Origin of the sequence: Intrasporangium oryzae NRRL B-24470, from assembly GCF_000576595.1 — a bacterium.
Lineage (GTDB): Bacteria > Actinomycetota > Actinomycetes > Actinomycetales > Dermatophilaceae > Intrasporangium_C > Intrasporangium_C oryzae.
Genome location: NZ_AWSA01000010.1, coordinates 105,584 through 119,314, shown reverse-complemented (window position 1 = coordinate 119,314; position 13,731 = coordinate 105,584). Strand labels below are relative to the sequence as shown.

General features: G+C 69.2%; 16 protein-coding genes. 10 read left to right on the top strand and 6 right to left on the bottom strand.

From position 1 onward, the window contains the following. Nucleotides 1–3,017 (bottom strand): fibronectin type III domain-containing protein (locus N865_RS21645; RefSeq protein ID WP_169735710.1); only part of this gene is annotated, 3,017 nt, incomplete at its 3' end. Between the two features lie 374 nt (nucleotides 3,018–3,391). Here N865_RS21645 and N865_RS06525 point away from each other — a divergent pair. Continuing rightward, a complete protein-coding gene (locus tag N865_RS06525; RefSeq protein WP_157557589.1) occupies nucleotides 3,392–3,868 on the top strand; it encodes a hypothetical protein in 477 nt (158 codons plus the stop codon). 107 nt (nucleotides 3,869–3,975) lie between these two features. Here N865_RS06525 and N865_RS06520 read toward each other — a convergent pair whose 3' ends face one another. After that, nucleotides 3,976–4,626, bottom strand: a complete 651-nt coding sequence (locus N865_RS06520) for an HXXEE domain-containing protein (protein WP_169735709.1) — start codon at nucleotides 4,624–4,626, stop codon at nucleotides 3,976–3,978. A gap of 158 nt (nucleotides 4,627–4,784) precedes the next feature. Here N865_RS06520 and N865_RS06515 point away from each other — a divergent pair, with 158 nt between their 5' ends. Next, on the top strand, nucleotides 4,785–5,366 hold the full coding sequence (locus tag N865_RS06515; RefSeq protein ID WP_034803067.1) for a TetR/AcrR family transcriptional regulator: 582 nt from the start codon (nucleotides 4,785–4,787) through the stop codon (nucleotides 5,364–5,366). 232 nt (nucleotides 5,367–5,598) lie between these two features. Here the strand turns inward: N865_RS06515 and N865_RS06510 are convergent, their stop codons facing one another. Continuing rightward, complete coding sequence (locus N865_RS06510; protein ID WP_034803064.1) at nucleotides 5,599–6,183, bottom strand: class I SAM-dependent methyltransferase; 585 nt, start codon at nucleotides 6,181–6,183, stop codon at nucleotides 5,599–5,601. 120 nt (nucleotides 6,184–6,303) lie between these two features. On the opposite strand from N865_RS06510, the gene N865_RS06505 reads away from it, so the two are divergent. Beyond that, the gene (locus N865_RS06505) at nucleotides 6,304–6,567 is read left to right on the top strand and encodes a DUF1905 domain-containing protein (RefSeq protein WP_084328009.1); all 264 of its coding nucleotides are present in this window, start codon (nucleotides 6,304–6,306) and stop codon (nucleotides 6,565–6,567) included. A gap of 213 nt (nucleotides 6,568–6,780) precedes the next feature. After that, nucleotides 6,781–7,374 (top strand): DinB family protein, encoded by a 594-nt coding sequence (locus N865_RS06500; protein WP_034803061.1) that lies wholly within the window; start codon nucleotides 6,781–6,783, stop codon nucleotides 7,372–7,374. On the opposite strand, the gene N865_RS06495 is transcribed toward N865_RS06500, so the two are convergent. Together N865_RS06495 and N865_RS06490 are read right to left on the bottom strand one after the other, a co-directional pair. Beyond that, nucleotides 7,354–7,797 (bottom strand): hypothetical protein, encoded by a 444-nt coding sequence (locus N865_RS06495; RefSeq protein ID WP_034803058.1) that lies wholly within the window; start codon nucleotides 7,795–7,797, stop codon nucleotides 7,354–7,356. The two genes, N865_RS06500 and N865_RS06495, sit on opposite strands and share 21 nt — an antisense overlap. Nucleotides 7,798–7,832: 35 nt before the next feature. After that, a complete protein-coding gene (locus N865_RS06490) occupies nucleotides 7,833–8,198 on the bottom strand; it encodes a SpoIIAA family protein (RefSeq protein ID WP_034803055.1) in 366 nt (121 codons plus the stop codon). Nucleotides 8,199–8,392: 194 nt separating this feature from the next. Here N865_RS06490 and N865_RS06485 point away from each other — a divergent pair, with 194 nt between their 5' ends. From N865_RS06485 to N865_RS06475, 3 genes are all read left to right on the top strand, one after another. Then, nucleotides 8,393–9,079: an SDR family NAD(P)-dependent oxidoreductase gene (locus N865_RS06485; RefSeq protein WP_034803052.1), complete on the top strand. Its 687-nt coding sequence runs from the start codon at nucleotides 8,393–8,395 to the stop codon at nucleotides 9,077–9,079. 168 nt (nucleotides 9,080–9,247) lie between these two features. After that, complete coding sequence (locus N865_RS06480) at nucleotides 9,248–9,970, top strand: DUF4386 family protein (RefSeq protein WP_034803049.1); 723 nt, start codon at nucleotides 9,248–9,250, stop codon at nucleotides 9,968–9,970. Nucleotides 9,971–10,033: 63 nt separating this feature from the next. Further along, nucleotides 10,034–11,131 (top strand): alpha/beta hydrolase family protein, encoded by a 1,098-nt coding sequence (locus N865_RS06475; RefSeq protein ID WP_245603690.1) that lies wholly within the window; start codon nucleotides 10,034–10,036, stop codon nucleotides 11,129–11,131. A 24-nt stretch (nucleotides 11,132–11,155) separates the two neighbouring features. Here the strand turns inward: N865_RS06475 and N865_RS06470 are convergent, their stop codons facing one another. Further along, the gene (locus tag N865_RS06470; protein WP_034803046.1) at nucleotides 11,156–12,013 is read right to left on the bottom strand and encodes an NAD-dependent epimerase/dehydratase family protein; all 858 of its coding nucleotides are present in this window, start codon (nucleotides 12,011–12,013) and stop codon (nucleotides 11,156–11,158) included. A gap of 177 nt (nucleotides 12,014–12,190) precedes the next feature. On the opposite strand from N865_RS06470, the gene N865_RS06465 reads away from it, so the two are divergent. From N865_RS06465 to N865_RS06455, 3 genes are read left to right on the top strand one after another with little or no spacing between them, the layout of a single operon-like run. After that, nucleotides 12,191–12,544, top strand: a complete 354-nt coding sequence (locus tag N865_RS06465) for a lycopene cyclase domain-containing protein (protein ID WP_034803043.1) — start codon at nucleotides 12,191–12,193, stop codon at nucleotides 12,542–12,544. Then, a complete protein-coding gene (locus tag N865_RS06460) occupies nucleotides 12,537–12,965 on the top strand; it encodes a lycopene cyclase domain-containing protein (RefSeq protein ID WP_084328008.1) in 429 nt (142 codons plus the stop codon). The genes N865_RS06465 and N865_RS06460 overlap by 8 nt, the downstream gene beginning before the upstream one ends. After that, nucleotides 12,962–13,720: a class I SAM-dependent methyltransferase gene (locus N865_RS06455; protein ID WP_034803040.1), complete on the top strand. Its 759-nt coding sequence runs from the start codon at nucleotides 12,962–12,964 to the stop codon at nucleotides 13,718–13,720. The genes N865_RS06460 and N865_RS06455 overlap by 4 nt, the downstream gene beginning before the upstream one ends. The last annotated feature ends 11 nt before the right edge of the window (nucleotides 13,721–13,731 follow it).

Sequence of the window (13,731 nt, the reverse complement as noted above, 5' to 3'; positions counted from 1 at the left end):
GGCGGCGAGGTCCCGACCGCGTTCACCGCGGCGACCTTGTAGAAGTACGCCGTGCCGTTGGTGACCGCCGTGTCGCTGTAGCTGGTCCCGGACACGTTTGAGGCGATCGGGACCGAGGACTCACCGCCGGCGGTGGTGCCCCGGTACACGGTGTAGCCGGTCACCGCCGACCCGCCGTTAGACGCCGGCGCCGCCCAGGACAGGGCCACCGACCCGTTCCCCGCTGTCCCCGACAGCGTCAAAGGGGCCGACGGCGCCGTCGCCTGCGGGGTCGCTGAGGCCTCGTTCGACGGCGGCGAGGTCCCGACCGCGTTCACCGCGGCGACCTTGTAGAAGTACGCCGTGCCGTTGGTGACCGCCGTGTCGCTGTAGCTGGTCCCGGACACGTTTGAGGCGATCGGGACCGAGGACTCACCGCCGGCGGTGGTGCCCCGGTACACGGTGTAGCCGGTCACCGCCGACCCGCCGTTAGACGCCGGCGCCGCCCAGGACAGGGCCACGGCGCTGGTGGCACCCACCGCCGTCAGGGACTGCGGGGCCGAGGGCGCGTTCGGCTGCGGGGTCGCCCCGGTCTTGAGGGCGATGAGGGCTGCCATCCATTGGCCTCCGCTGGTGCCGGTGGCGGTGTAGGTCCCGGTTGTGGTCGTGACGCGGTAGGCGGTGGCGAGGTAGTCGGTGGAGACGCTCAGGTTGGGCAGAGCGCTCCACCCGGCCGCCCAGGCCGGTGCGGTCGTGGCGGACTCGATGCCGACGACCCCGAACAGGATCTCGCTGGGCTGGGTCGTGGTGGCCGGTCCGGAGCTGAACGTGGACGCGGTCCCGGTCGCTGCAGCGCTCGTGTCGATGCCGGTCACGCCGGCGAGCTCGTCGACGCTCACGTGGGTTTCCCCGGAGGAGGAGTAGGTCACGACGATCGTGGCGCCAGCAGGCAAGGCCATGGTCGTGAGCGCGACCAGCGTGACGGCGCGGTCACCGGCAGAACCGTCGTTGACGTCACGAGCCACCGCATAGGAGTTGCCCGCACTGTCCTTGACCGACACGGCACCGGTGACGCTCGTCGAGGACAGCAGCAGCGACACCACCAAGGTGTCCCCGGCCTTCACCCCGCTCGAGCCGACCGTCAGCGTGGTCGTGGTCCGCGCCGCCGACGCGGTGGCCGACCCGACCCGCTGCACGTAGCCCACCGGCCCCGACGGGGCCTGCGGGGTCGCTGAGGCCTCGTTCGACGGCGGCGAGGTCCCGACCGCGTTCACCGCAGCGACCTTGTAGAAGTACGCGGTGCCGTTGATCAACCCGGTGTCCGTGAAGCTCGTGCCGGTCACATTGGTTGCCACTGGCGTCGCAGCCTCACCGCCGGTGGTGGTGCCCCGGTACACGGTGTAGCCGGTCACCGCCGACCCGCCGTTAGACGCCGGCGCCGCCCAGGACAGGCTCACGGTGGTGTTGGCACCCACCGCCGTCAGGGACTGCGGGGCCGAGGGCGCCGTCGCTGCAGCCTGCGGTGTCGCTGAGGCCTCGTTCGACGGCGGCGAGGTCCCGACCGCGTTCACCGCAGCCACTGTGTAGTAGTACTTCGTGCCGTTGGTGACGGACGAGTCGGTGAAGGCCGTCAAGGGCACGTTCGAGGCGATCGGGACCGAGGACTCACCGCCGGCGCTGGTGCCGCGGTACACGGTGTAGCCGGTGATCCCAGACCCGCCGTCCGATGTCGGCATCTGCCATGACAGGGCCACCGACCCGTCGCCGCTCGAGGCCACCAGTCCCACTGGTGCCGACGAGACCGTCGCCTGCGGGGTCGCCGAGGCCTCGTTGGACTGCAGCGACGTGCCGACCGCGTTCACGGCAGACACCTTGTAGTAGTAGGCGCTCCCGTTCACCTCACCCGTGTCTCTGTAGCTGGTTCCGCTCACGTTCGTGGCGATCGGAGTCGCGCTTTCCCCTCCGGGCGTCTGGCCGCGGTAGACGTTGTATCCGGTGATCGCTGATCCGCCGTTGGAGGCAGGAGCGGTCCACGAGAGCGCGACGGAGGCGTTGCCCGGCAGGGCCGACAACCCGGTGGGCGCCGAGGGCACTGTCGGCTGCGTAGGCTGCGGCGTCGCCGACGCCTCATTTGAGCGCGGTGACGTGCCCACGGCATTCACGGCCGCGACCGTGTAGAAGTATTGCGTCCCGTTGACTCGGTTGGTGTCGGTGTACGTGGTGGTCTTGACGTTCGTTGCGATCGGCGTTGCGCTTTCGCCGCCTGCGATCGTGCCCCTGTAGACGTTGTATCCGGTGATGGACGAACCGCCGTCAGATGTCGGCGCGGCCCAGGACAGGCTCACCGACCCGTCGCCTGGGACGGCCGCCAGACTGAGCGGCGCCGACGGGGCAGTGGCAGCTGCGGTCCCGATCTGCACCCAGGGGTGCGACTCGTCGAGCCGGCCGCTGACGAAACTGCCGTTGACACAATGTCCGCTGTCGACTCCGCCCCCGTTCAGTACCTGGCCGGAGTCGAGGTAGCTCGTCGTGGACCCCCCAAAGGTGATTTGCACGTCGGGGATCGCGCCGGAGTTGACACAGGACGCCGTGTTGCCCCCGTTGTAGGCGTTGGGGGCGAAGTCTGTCGCGTCGAAGTTGGTCGAGTTCTGGGCGCCCGTCTCGGTGAGGACGAGCGTCCCGTGGGCCTTGACCGTCAGGTTCGTGCCCCAGAGGTTGTAGGTGCTCGAACCGATCTTGACCACCGGGTGGACGCCGGTGACGTCGACGCTCCCGGGGTTGTCCAGACGGAGGGCCGCTGCGTCCCAGCACGTCGTGCTGTTGGGGTAGGCCGGGCACGGCGAACCGATGTAGCTCGTCGGGTCGGTGTACGGCCAGGGTTTGGGCTGCTTCGTGCTCGAGGCGACCGAGTGCGTGTCCATGTAGCCGACGAAGACGTCGAGCGGCGTGGCAGCAGCAGCTGGCGCGATGACTGTCACGGCCGACTCCAGGAGCAGCACGACGACAGCCGTCAAGGCGGCGACGCCACTCCTAGCCATCCATCGACGAAACACGACGCAGGAGGCCGGGCCGAGGGAACGTGGAAGACCGTGTAACAGTCCTTGCCAGTGCGCAGCTCGCATCACGTGCCCCCTCCGGGCGGATCCGTCTACAAAATGATCCACTCGCCGCCCGGGAATGCACTCGCCCGAACGTACTACGTCTCCTGCCCGACCCTCGTCGCCCATGCTGGCGCTGGCTGGAACCCCGCTCCACGCGGGCCGGACAACCAAGGGCTCGGCGGCATATCCGGCAAACGCCTCACGCTGATGACCGGATGGGCGTCCGGCCGTGGGACATCGCCGTCGCCGAGGGGGGGAGGCCAGCGTTGCGTCGGTTCTCGGGTGGGCTGGGCACCGTAGGATCCGGCGTCGTGGGTCCGTGGAAGTCGCACTTCGAGATGGTGATTCCTCAGTGCACGCCGTCCCGCCTGGCCGAGGTCGCGCGAGATCGCGGAGGGGGATGGTTGAAGGTCGGCTTGATCGTCCGTGTGCGTGGTGGTCGCATCCGGGCCAGGTACAACGAGATGTCACGGGGCTCTAGTGCGCCGCTGCTGAAAGGTGACCTGGTCCAAGAGTCCGCTGGGACGCGCATCGTTGGTGAGATCCAGTGGACCAATGTCGTCGCTCCGCCGCTCGTCTTGAGCGTCGTCAGCTTCGTGTCCCTGGTGATAGGAGCGGCGATTTGCGGAGATGACCGCTCCCTGGGCATCTTCTTTCTGCTCAGCGGCGCGGCCTTCGGCGCCTTTGTAGTGTTCGAGTTTCGAGGTGAAGGCAGTCAACGCGCCTTTGAGGAGAGGCGCCTGCGGGAAGAGCTGCTCAGCGTATTGGTCAAGCATGGGCGCCGGTAGGACGCACTGGGCTGTCACCGGCCCGGGGAGTGAGAGTCTGCCGTGCTGCTCGCGGCAGATCCGGTTGCCACAGCGCACGCTATCTGGGTTATGAGCGTGCGCTGCCGTCAGTGGGGGTGCGCCGCTCCCACGAGGTGGCGGTACTTCTCGAAGCGGGACATCTCGACGTCGTCGAAGGGGTATGGGGAGTTCTTGTCGGCGAGCCAGACGTAGGTGACGAGGGCGAGGAAGATGACGACGAAGGCGATCATGTAGCCGATGGCGAGCCACCAGTCGCTGGCCGCGATCCCGGTGTCGTTGTTGACCTCGACGATGTACCCGACGCTGAGCGCCGCCCAGGGAATGACCGAGACCAGTCCTGGGCTGTACTTGGCTCGTGCGCGGATGACGCCGCCGCCGACGTGGAGTAGCACTTCGAGGAAGTTGAACAGGATCGGTGCCAGGCCGAGCCAAATGACATCTGGAAAGAAGATGGCGATCCCGTAGAAGAGATAGACGGCGGAGACGTTGATGACCATGGAGTTCAGCTGGTTCAACGGGTATCGGTCGGGTCGGTCGCTGGGCCGCATCACCTCGTTCATGAATGTGGGAAGGCCGCCGGGCCAGCCGTACTCCTCGAACTCGTGGAGGATCAGAACCCCGAAACTGAGCAGGAGGATCTGCTGGCGGGTATCCAGGTCGGCGACGACGCCCCACGCGAGGGCGAGCACCCCGACGAGCAGTCCGACGTCGTACCAATGTCTGAGGTACCACCTCATGGGGACCATCTCTCTGCCCGGTGCGCTTGGCCGCATCGTGGGGGTGGCTCGTGGGGGTGGCTCGTGGGGGTTGTATAGGGATCACAGAACTAGACGCGTCTAAATGTAGGGATGGACAATCCCATCGGCAAGAGTGTGTGCGCGAAGGAGGTGGGCGGATGGCGAGGCGTGGACGTCGTCCCGGAGCAACGCAGACCCGGGATCAGATCCTCGAAGTCGCTCGGGCTCAGTTCGCAGATCGCGGTTACACCAAGACCACGATCCGTTCGATCGCTGAGGGGGCCGGGGTCCATCCGGCGCTGCTTGGTCATCATTTCGGCACCAAGCATCAGCTCTATCGCGAGGCCCTCGACTTGCCCGTTGACCCCTTGGAGGTTCTCGTCCGACTGCTCGATGAGACTCCTCGTGAGGAGTTCGCCGAAGCGCTCGCCCGACACTTCATCTCCATCTGGCGTGATCCCCAGACCGGCGAATGGATGCGTGCCCTGGTCCGGCAGCACCTGGCCGAGCCAGAAGATCTGGTCCTCACACGGACCCATTGGGAGACGCTCGTGATCCCATACATCGCGACCGCGCTCGACATCCCCGAGGTCCACGCTGCCGCCGGGCTGGCGAGTCTGATCGGCATCACCTGGACGGACTCCCTGTTTGGGGTGGAGCAGTTGACTCGGCTGTCCGACAACGACCTCATCGCACTCACCGTCCCGGTGCTCGAAGTCCACTTCCGAGCCATGCCCTGAGCACGCTCATCGGCAGGATCGCAACGTCCGACCATCGCATGAGGGTGAAACCCTTTCCCTCGATGCGTAGTTCGATTGAGCAGCGGCCTCGAATCTCGGGCCGCTCCTCGCATGGGTCCCAGTTTCGTTCTTAGCCGGTTCGCGACGCGCTGATCAAGACGGGGCTGATGTACTCGAGCGATCGGGGGCAGATCGCCTTCTCCGTGCCGCACTTCGGGCGTTACCTGCGCACTCAGGCCTGACGGGCCAACACGTGGAAGACGTGCCAATGCTTGGGGCCCGTGAACGCGCACCCATCCTCGTCCTCCTCGTCCAGCCTGACCACGTCCAGGCCCTCCAGGAGCTCCCCGACCTGGGACCGGTTGAGGAACGTCATACCCTCGGTCTCGGCCCATTCGTCCCGGTCTCCGAAGAGGTCAACCGCGAGCCACCCGCCGGGGTTCAGCGCATCGCGGAGCCGCTGCCACACCGAAGGGAAGTCAGTCGGGTCGATGAAGGGCAGGGCGTATGCCGCGTGGACGAGGTCGACCCGTCCCAGGTCCAGCTCCTGGAAGGACTGCACCCTGATCTCGAGCCCCTCGGCGGAACCGATCTGGCTGGCGAGCCGGGCGGGCGTGGACGGCTCACTGTCGACGGCAATGACCCGCCAGCCGGAGTTCAGCAGCGCGCGGGTCTCCACGCCGCTTCCACACCCGAGGTCCACGGCCAAGCGCCCCCGGCCGGGACCGGCCTGGGCGACCACAGCTCGGCACAACTCGCGCGGCTCTCGACCGAGCTGGGCTTCGTTGTAAGCGGACCAGATGTCGTCAAAGGCCATTCATCATGATGGCACCGCCGAGTCCACACGAAAGGGCTCACCTTCAGGGAGTTCCGTACGCGGCTCGAGCGAGGACCGAACAGCGGCAGCCGAGCGCACCTGAAGACTAGGGTTGGTCGCATGGCGACCTTCCGCACCGTGCTCGAGGCGACCGGCGGCAACAACGTCGGCATCGTCGTTCCCGAGTCGATCGTGCTCGCGTTCAACCGCGGGAAGCGAGTTCCCGTCATTGTCACGATCGATGGCGGCTACACGTACAAGACGACCATCGGGGTCATGGGAGGTCGTTATCTCGTCTCGTTCAACGCGGAAACCCGGAAGCAGACGGGCCGCGGTGCGGGCGACGAGGTAGAGGTGGACCTGGTGGCCGACCCAGAGCGTTGAGCGCTCCGAACGGCTGCTGCGGCATTGACCCAGTCAATCGACCTCGATACCCAAGGCTTCGAGTGTGCCGACTGCGATGCTTGTGGCCCCCACGGGACACTCCCAGCATGTGGTGAACTCTCCGGCCGGGTTCGCCTTCACCGTTCCATCTGCGACCGCAGGAGGAGGCCCTGCGTCGCCCGGACCGTCCGCGGATGCGGCAAGGTGAACGGCATGAGCGAGGAGCACAAGCAGCGGCTGCGCGAATACCTGACCAAGACGCGCGACGCCGTGCTCTGGAAGGTCGAGGGGCTGTCGGAGTACGACGCGCGCAGGCCGCTGACGCGGACCGGCACGAACCTGCTGGGACTGGTCAAGCACCTGTCGATCGGCGAGGCGTGGTACTTCGGGAAGGTCTTCGACCGACCGTTCGAGCCGCACCTGCCGTGGTGGGACGACGACGCCCCGGAGGGCGCCGACATGTGGGTGCCCGCGTCGGAGAGCCGTCAGGGCACACTCGACACCTACCGGGCTGCCATCGCCCACGCCGACGAGACGATCCGCTCGCTCGACCTCGACGTCCGCGGACACGTGCCGTGGTGGCCCCAGCCGGACGTCACGTTGCACACGATCCTCGTCCACGTGCTGGCAGAGACGACCCGACACGCCGGGCATGCCGACATCCTCCGCGAGCAGCTCGACGGTCGAGCCGGGTTGCGCAAGGACAACCTCAACCAGGAGCCGCACGACGACCAGTGGTGGGCCGACTACCGCTCAGAGATCGAGTCGGCCGCACGGGCAGCGGCTTCAGAGCAGCCGGGAGGCTAGGTCCTCGAGCCCGTCGAGATCGTCGGTGACGGTCCACGTCTCGTAGGCCGCCTCGATCGCCGCCTCGTGGGCGTCGGCCCGCGCCGCCATGACCACCGCCGAGGCGGCCCGCGCCAGGGCGAAGCTGCGCAGCATCCCGGCGTCGTCGCCACCCACTCCCGGACCGGAAGTGGCGAGGGCCTCGAAGTAGGCCTGCTCGAAGTCTGCGCAGAGCCGGCTCGTCTCCTCGATCGCCCCCGGCGAGGGCAGCCGGCCACGTGTGCCGACGGCGAGCGCCTCGAGGACGGCCGGGTCGTCGAGCCGAACCGCGGCGCAGGCGAGCTCGGCCGCCTGGAAGGCGAACTGGCGGGCACTGTCGGGCGACGCGGAGAGGATCCGGGCTGCGAGAGCGGGGGACACCGTTTCGAGCCGGCTGAGTTCCATGCTCGATTTCTACCGCTTGCGCGGGGTTTACGCCGTCACGGCTCGCAGAGCCAGATCACCGCCTGTTGCTGCTGCTCGGACGGGAAGCGTCGCACCTCGCCCGGGATGAGCCAGCCCAGGGCCTTGAATGCGAGGTTCACCCAGTCGGTGTCGGTGACGACGGCGATCCGTTCCCAGCGGCCTCCGCGAGCGAGCCCGAGGATCGGCGACTCGCGGAGCGCACCCGCGCTGAAGCTGATGAAGTCGTCACCGAGGACGTAGAGCAGGCGGACGTTCTCGCCGTGCGCCAGTGCCCGCTCCACCGCCGGGGCGACGACCTTCCGGTAGTCGGCCGCGCGCACGTCCCCGTGGGCCACGAGGCCGATGACGTTGTCGGGCAGGCTGTCGAGCAGCTGGATCACGGAGGCACCTCCACATCGACGCAGTGGACTAACTTCCACTATGTCGCGTGTGCCGCGTCCTCCTCAGCAAATGACGGGAAGGTCATATCGCCCACTGCCACGGCAGCGTCGTATGCCGCTGGGCCGGCTTCCGCTGCACCCCTGCGGCCGCGCGCGCCCCGACGCAACAGCTCGTGCTGGGTCAGGATGAGGGGGTGACCACACTCGACGGAGCGCATGTCCTCGTCCTCGGCGCGACGGGCGGCCTCGGCTCGGCCATCGCCCACCGTCTCACGGGCGAGGGAGCCCGCCTCACCCTCTCGGCACGCGACCCCGCACGCCTGGCGACACTCGCAGACTCCTTGGGAGACTCGGTCCTGACGACGGTCCCGGCCGACCTGACCCGACCGGACGCGCCCACGGCGGTCCTCGCAAGGGCTTCAGCGGCCGCGCCCCTCGACGGCATCGTCAATGCCGCCGGGGTCGTGGCCTTCGGCGACGCCGCCGACCTCGACGACGACACCTTCGACGAGCTGCTCCTGCTCGACCTCGTCGCGCCGGTCAGGCTCGTCCGGGCCGCTGCCGAGCATCTCGCCGAGGGCGGGTTCGTGGCCCAGGTGAGCGCGGTCGTGGCCGAGCGCCCGATGCCCGGCATGGCGGCATACAGCGCCGTCAAGGCCGGACTCACCGCGTTCGACGCAGCCGTCGCGACGGAGCTGCGCCGGAGAAGGATCCGCGTCCTCGACGCGAGGCCGCCGCACACCGAGACGGGGCTGGCCGACCGACCCATCGCCGGCAGCGCCCCCCGCCTCCCGCAGGGGCTCGACCCCGCGGTCGTGGCCGCCCGCATCGTGCAGGCGATCCTCGACGACGAGCGCGACCTGCCCTCGACCGCGTTCTGAGAACGGGAGCTCGGGCCACCGCAGGGACCTTTGGCCCTGTGCCCGCAGGGCATACCCGACGAGCATGACGCTCAGGGGGTGTTGGGGGTGTCGTTGCACGACGCGCGTCGGAGGAGTTCTGGGAAGGCGACGCGCCCGCGCACGGGGCCGGGGCCGAGGGCGGCAGCGATGCGACCACCGGACCCGGTCTGGCACCTCCTTCTGGGCGTCGGCGGCGTCTGCGCCTGGATCTTCGTGCTCCTCCTCGTCGTGGCGATCGTCCTGTCGGTCACGACGCCTGCGCCGCCGATCGACGGAGGGGCCGCGACCCTCGCCTACATCGCCGGGCACCGGACCCTCTACGTCGTCCACCAGGAGCTGTGGCTCGTGCCCGGGGCATTCGCGGCCGTGACGTACCTCGCCCTCTACCCGGCGCTGCGCCGGGTCGACCAGAGCCTCGCCACGCTCGGGACGGCGGTGGGCGGCGCGGCGTGGGCGCTCACCCTGGCGGTTCCCACGACGAGCACCGGCGCGCCTGCTCTCGTCTACCTGAGCGACCAGGCGGCCCTGACCCTCGACCCGGCCCGGAAGGCCGCGCTCGCCGCGGCCGCCGAGACGCTCATCGCGCAGAATCGCACACCGAGCGCCGTCGGCGTGCTCACGACCGTGGGCATGCTGCTCGTCTCCGTCGCGATGGCGAAGGGCGGGTTCCCGCGGTGGGTGGCCTACCTCGGGATCGCCACCGGCGCACTCGGCATCGTCAGCGAGGTGCTCCGCCCGGTCATCGAGGGCGGCTACGCCGTGTACGGGATCCTGCTGCTCGTCTGGACCGGAGCCGTCGGATGGTGCCTGCTCTCGCTCGCGCGCGCCCGCACGATCCACGAGCCGGGCGGCCTGAGCGCGCTGCGGTAGCACTATGCAACTGGTCCATCAGGGCACCTGGTCCATCAGGCTCGCCCGGGCGACACTCAGGGTGTGAAACCGACCCGGGTGGCCACGATCGGCGGGTGCCTCCTCATGGCGGCCTCGCTCCTCGTCGCGTGCACCTCGCCCGCGCCGTCACCAGGGCCCTCACCCGCGCGACCGACGGTCAGTGGCGTCCCCGCGAGCGGCGGGGGACCGAGCCCGACCGCCGCGCAGACGACCACGGCCGCCCCCACCGGGACATCGACGACCTCCGCACCGGGGACGTCGACCACCGCGCCCAACCCCGTCTCGATCCCCGCGCTCATCGCGAAGACGTACGACGGTCACGGGCTCCGCCTCGGGAGTGAGGGCGGGAGCACGGACGCCTACCGCGAGTATGCCGTGACGTACCAGGGCAGCGGCCTGACGATCTCGGGTCGGATCGCGATCCCACGGGGGCGAGGCCCGTTCCCGGCGGTCGTGACCGCCCATGGCTACGTCGACCCGGCCGCATATGTCAACGGTCAGACGATGCTGCGCGAGCGCGACTACCTCGCCCGGCACGGCTACGTCGTCCTCCACGTCGACTACCGCAACCACGCCCAGTCGAGCCGGGACCCGAATGCCGACGCGGACCTGCGGATCGGCTACACCGAGGACGTCATCAACGCGGCGCTCGCCCTGCAGAAGGACCCGCGCGTCATCCCCGACCGGATCGGCCTCGTCGGCCGCTCAATGGGCGGCGGTGTCGTCTACAACGCGCTCATCGTCCGGCCCGGCCTGTTCAAGGCGGCGGTCGCCTACTCGCCCGTCAGCTCCGACGCGGTCGACAACTTCGACAGGTGGGTCCGCCGCGACCCGGCGCGGTCCGGGGTCGCGAAGGAGGTCATCGCCCGGCTCGGCACGCCCGAGGCCCAGCCCCGGGCCTGGGCCGACGTCAGCCCGCGCACCTTCTTCGGACGCATCTCCGACCCGCTCATGATCCACCACGGCACCCTCGACGAGGACTGCCCGATCCAGTGGTCACGCGACACCGTCGCCGCCCTCAAGGCCGCGGGCCGGGACGTGACGTTCTACGTCTACCCGGGTGAGCGGCATACGTTCGTCGGTCAGTGGCCGCTGTCGATCCGGCGGACGACGGCGTTCCTCGACGCGCACCTGCGCTGAGGGCCCGACCGCCGAAGCGCGGTCTCAGGCGTCGATCGGCCGACGCCAGCCGTGCTGGGGGCGGTAGCCGATGAGGTCCTTGGCGCGCTGGTTGGACAGGAGCGTCTGGTGCCCGATGAGCTCGCCACGCACCTCGACGTCGGGGAAGAAGCGGGCCATGAGGACGGCCGACTCGTCGCTCACGATCGTGTCGTCGTTGGCGATGATGACGTTGACCGACCCCGTCGTGTCGGCCTCGAGGGCGTTGCGGCACGAGGCGGCGGCGTCGCGCACGTCGATGTAGCCCCAGAGGTTCCAGATCCGCGACTCGGGGTCGTCCTTGAACCCCGGGACCCGCTCGTAGTCCGCCGCGGTGAAGATGTTGGAGAAGCGCAGGCCGACGAAGGGGATGCCCGACCACGTCGCGATGTGCTCGGCCATCGTCTCCGACACGACCTTCGACAGCGCGTAGGTCGACTCCGGGAGCGGGAAGTGGTCCTCGTCGACCGGGACGTAGCGCGGCGGTCTGTCCGGGCCGAACGAGAGCCCGAGCGTCGTCTCGCTCGAGGCCCACACGACGCGCTTGAGGCGGAGCTGCTGGGCGGCGAGGAAGACGTGGGCGTTCATCGACGTGTTCTCGGTCAGCGTCGCCGCCGCAGGTCGCAGGCCGGGCGCCGGGATGTTGGCGAGGTGCACGACGGCGTCGGCGCCCGCAAGCACGTCGATCGCCTCGCCGTAGACCGTCAGGTCGGCCCGGAGGAACTCGCCCTCGAGGTCGGACGGTCGCTCCGCGGCATCCGTCGCGAGCACGTCGTAGCCGTGCTCCTTCAGCTCGGCGACGGCGGCCCGACCGGCCTTGCCCGCTGCTCCCGTGACGACGACACGCGTGATCGAGGTACTCATCCAGCCACCTTAGGACCCTCGGCGCGGCATCCGGCGCCCGGCGAGCTCCCGAGACCCGACGCGCTGACGCCTGCTCACGTAGGCTGACGCAACGAACGCGCCGCGCGGGGCCGGCTCCCACCGGGACCCGGCCCGGCGGCATACGACGGCTGAGACGACCACACGAGAACGGGGCCGATGGACCGGTATCAGTACCTCGCCCTCATGGCCCTGTGCGTCCTCGTCACCCTCCCGCTCGAGTTCGCCTTCGCCGCCCGCGTCTACCGCCGGCCGCGCCTGCTCCTCGCCGCGATGCTGCCCGTCGTTCTCGCGTATTCCGCGTGGGACGTCGTCGGCATCTGGCGGGGCCACTGGAGCTACAACGAGGCCTACGTCACCGGGATCCTCCTCCCCCTCCGTATGCCGCTCGAGGAGCTCGTCTTCTTCGTGGTCATCCCCATCTGCGGGCTCCTCTCCTACGAGGCCGTCGGCACCGTCCTGACGTGGGTGCGGCGGTGGCGCTCGGACGGGTGGTGGCGGACGCATGCGTGAGTACACCGTCCTCGCGGTCCTGTCCGTCGTCGTCACCCTGCTGCTCGATCGGCGACTCGGCGTCCACGTCTTTCGCCGGGCCCAGTACTGGATCGCCCTCGCGATCGTCTTCGCCTTCCAGGTCCTCGTCGACGGGTGGCTGACCAAGCTCAGCGCGCCGATCGTCATCTACAGCCCCGAGCACTTCCTCGGGGTCCGCTTCCCGTGGGACATCCCCGTCGAGGACTACCTCTTCGGGTTCTCCATGGTCACGAGCACGATCGTGCTGTGGGAGTGGGGCAAGCGGACGCGCGGGGAGACCACACCGGTCGACAGGCAGGTCGACGGGCAGTCCGACAGGCAGGTCGACAGGCAGTCCGACAGGCAGTCCGACAGGCAGCCCGACAGGCACTTCGACACCGAGAGAGGGAGCAGTGCATGACGACGACGCAGCCGGTGAACCGCGGCGAGGTCCCCGAGGCGTTCGACGAGGTCGCGGACCGCTACGACCTCATGGTCGGGCTCAACCCCGGTTACCACGCACACCTACGCACCTCGGCGAGGGCTCTCGTGGAGTCCCTTCCGGCACAGGCCGACCCGGTGCGGATGGTCGATCTCGGCTGCGGCTCCGGCGCCTCGACCCGTGCGCTCGTCACCGAGCTCCAGAGGAAGGGCCGGGCGTTCACGCTCGTCGGGATCGACGGCTCGGCCGGGATGCTTCGCGAGGCCCGCGCCAAGACGTGGCCGGCGAGCGTCGCGTTCGCGCAGGGTCGCGCCGAGAAGATCGGCGAGCTGCCCGAGCTCGCCGAGGCGCGGGCGGCCGGAGGGCTCGACGGCATCTTCGCCGCGTACCTCGTCCGCAACGTCCCCGAGCGTGACGAGCTGCTCGCCTCGCTGCACGACCAGCTCCGGCCGGGCGCGACGCTCGTCGTCCACGAGTACTCCGTCAAGGGCAACCGCGTCGCGACCGCCGTGTGGACCGCCGTCTGCCAGGTCATCGTCGTGCCCCTCGGGTGGCTTACCTCGCGCCGGACCCGCCTCTACCGCTACCTGTGGCGCAGCGTCATGGACATGGACTCCGTGGAGGAGCTCGAGGGCCGCCTCCGCACGGCTGGGTTCGAGGGGGTCGGGTCGCGGACGATCGGCGGCTGGCAGCGGGGCATCATCCACACCTTCTCGGCCCGGCGCCCCCTTTGAGGACCGGGACA

Bases quoted from the DNA above. Each gene is read 5' to 3' on its own strand.
- N865_RS06520 (WP_169735709.1), bottom strand. From the start codon at position 4,626: ATGAGGTGGTACCTCAGACATTGGTACGACGTCGGACTGCTCGTCGGG.
- N865_RS06515 (WP_034803067.1), top strand. From the start codon at position 4,785: ATGGCGAGGCGTGGACGTCGTCCCGGAGCAACGCAGACCCGGGATCAG.
- N865_RS06510 (WP_034803064.1), bottom strand. From the start codon at position 6,183: ATGGCCTTTGACGACATCTGGTCCGCTTACAACGAAGCCCAGCTCGGT.
- N865_RS06505 (WP_084328009.1), top strand. From the start codon at position 6,304: ATGGCGACCTTCCGCACCGTGCTCGAGGCGACCGGCGGCAACAACGTC.
- N865_RS06500 (WP_034803061.1), top strand. From the start codon at position 6,781: ATGAGCGAGGAGCACAAGCAGCGGCTGCGCGAATACCTGACCAAGACG.
- N865_RS06495 (WP_034803058.1), bottom strand. From the start codon at position 7,797: ATGGAACTCAGCCGGCTCGAAACGGTGTCCCCCGCTCTCGCAGCCCGG.
- N865_RS06480 (WP_034803049.1), top strand. From the start codon at position 9,248: ATGCGACCACCGGACCCGGTCTGGCACCTCCTTCTGGGCGTCGGCGGC.
- N865_RS06470 (WP_034803046.1), bottom strand. From the start codon at position 12,013: ATGAGTACCTCGATCACGCGTGTCGTCGTCACGGGAGCAGCGGGCAAG.
- N865_RS06465 (WP_034803043.1), top strand. From the start codon at position 12,191: ATGGACCGGTATCAGTACCTCGCCCTCATGGCCCTGTGCGTCCTCGTC.
- N865_RS06460 (WP_084328008.1), top strand. From the start codon at position 12,537: ATGCGTGAGTACACCGTCCTCGCGGTCCTGTCCGTCGTCGTCACCCTG.
- N865_RS06455 (WP_034803040.1), top strand. From the start codon at position 12,962: ATGACGACGACGCAGCCGGTGAACCGCGGCGAGGTCCCCGAGGCGTTC.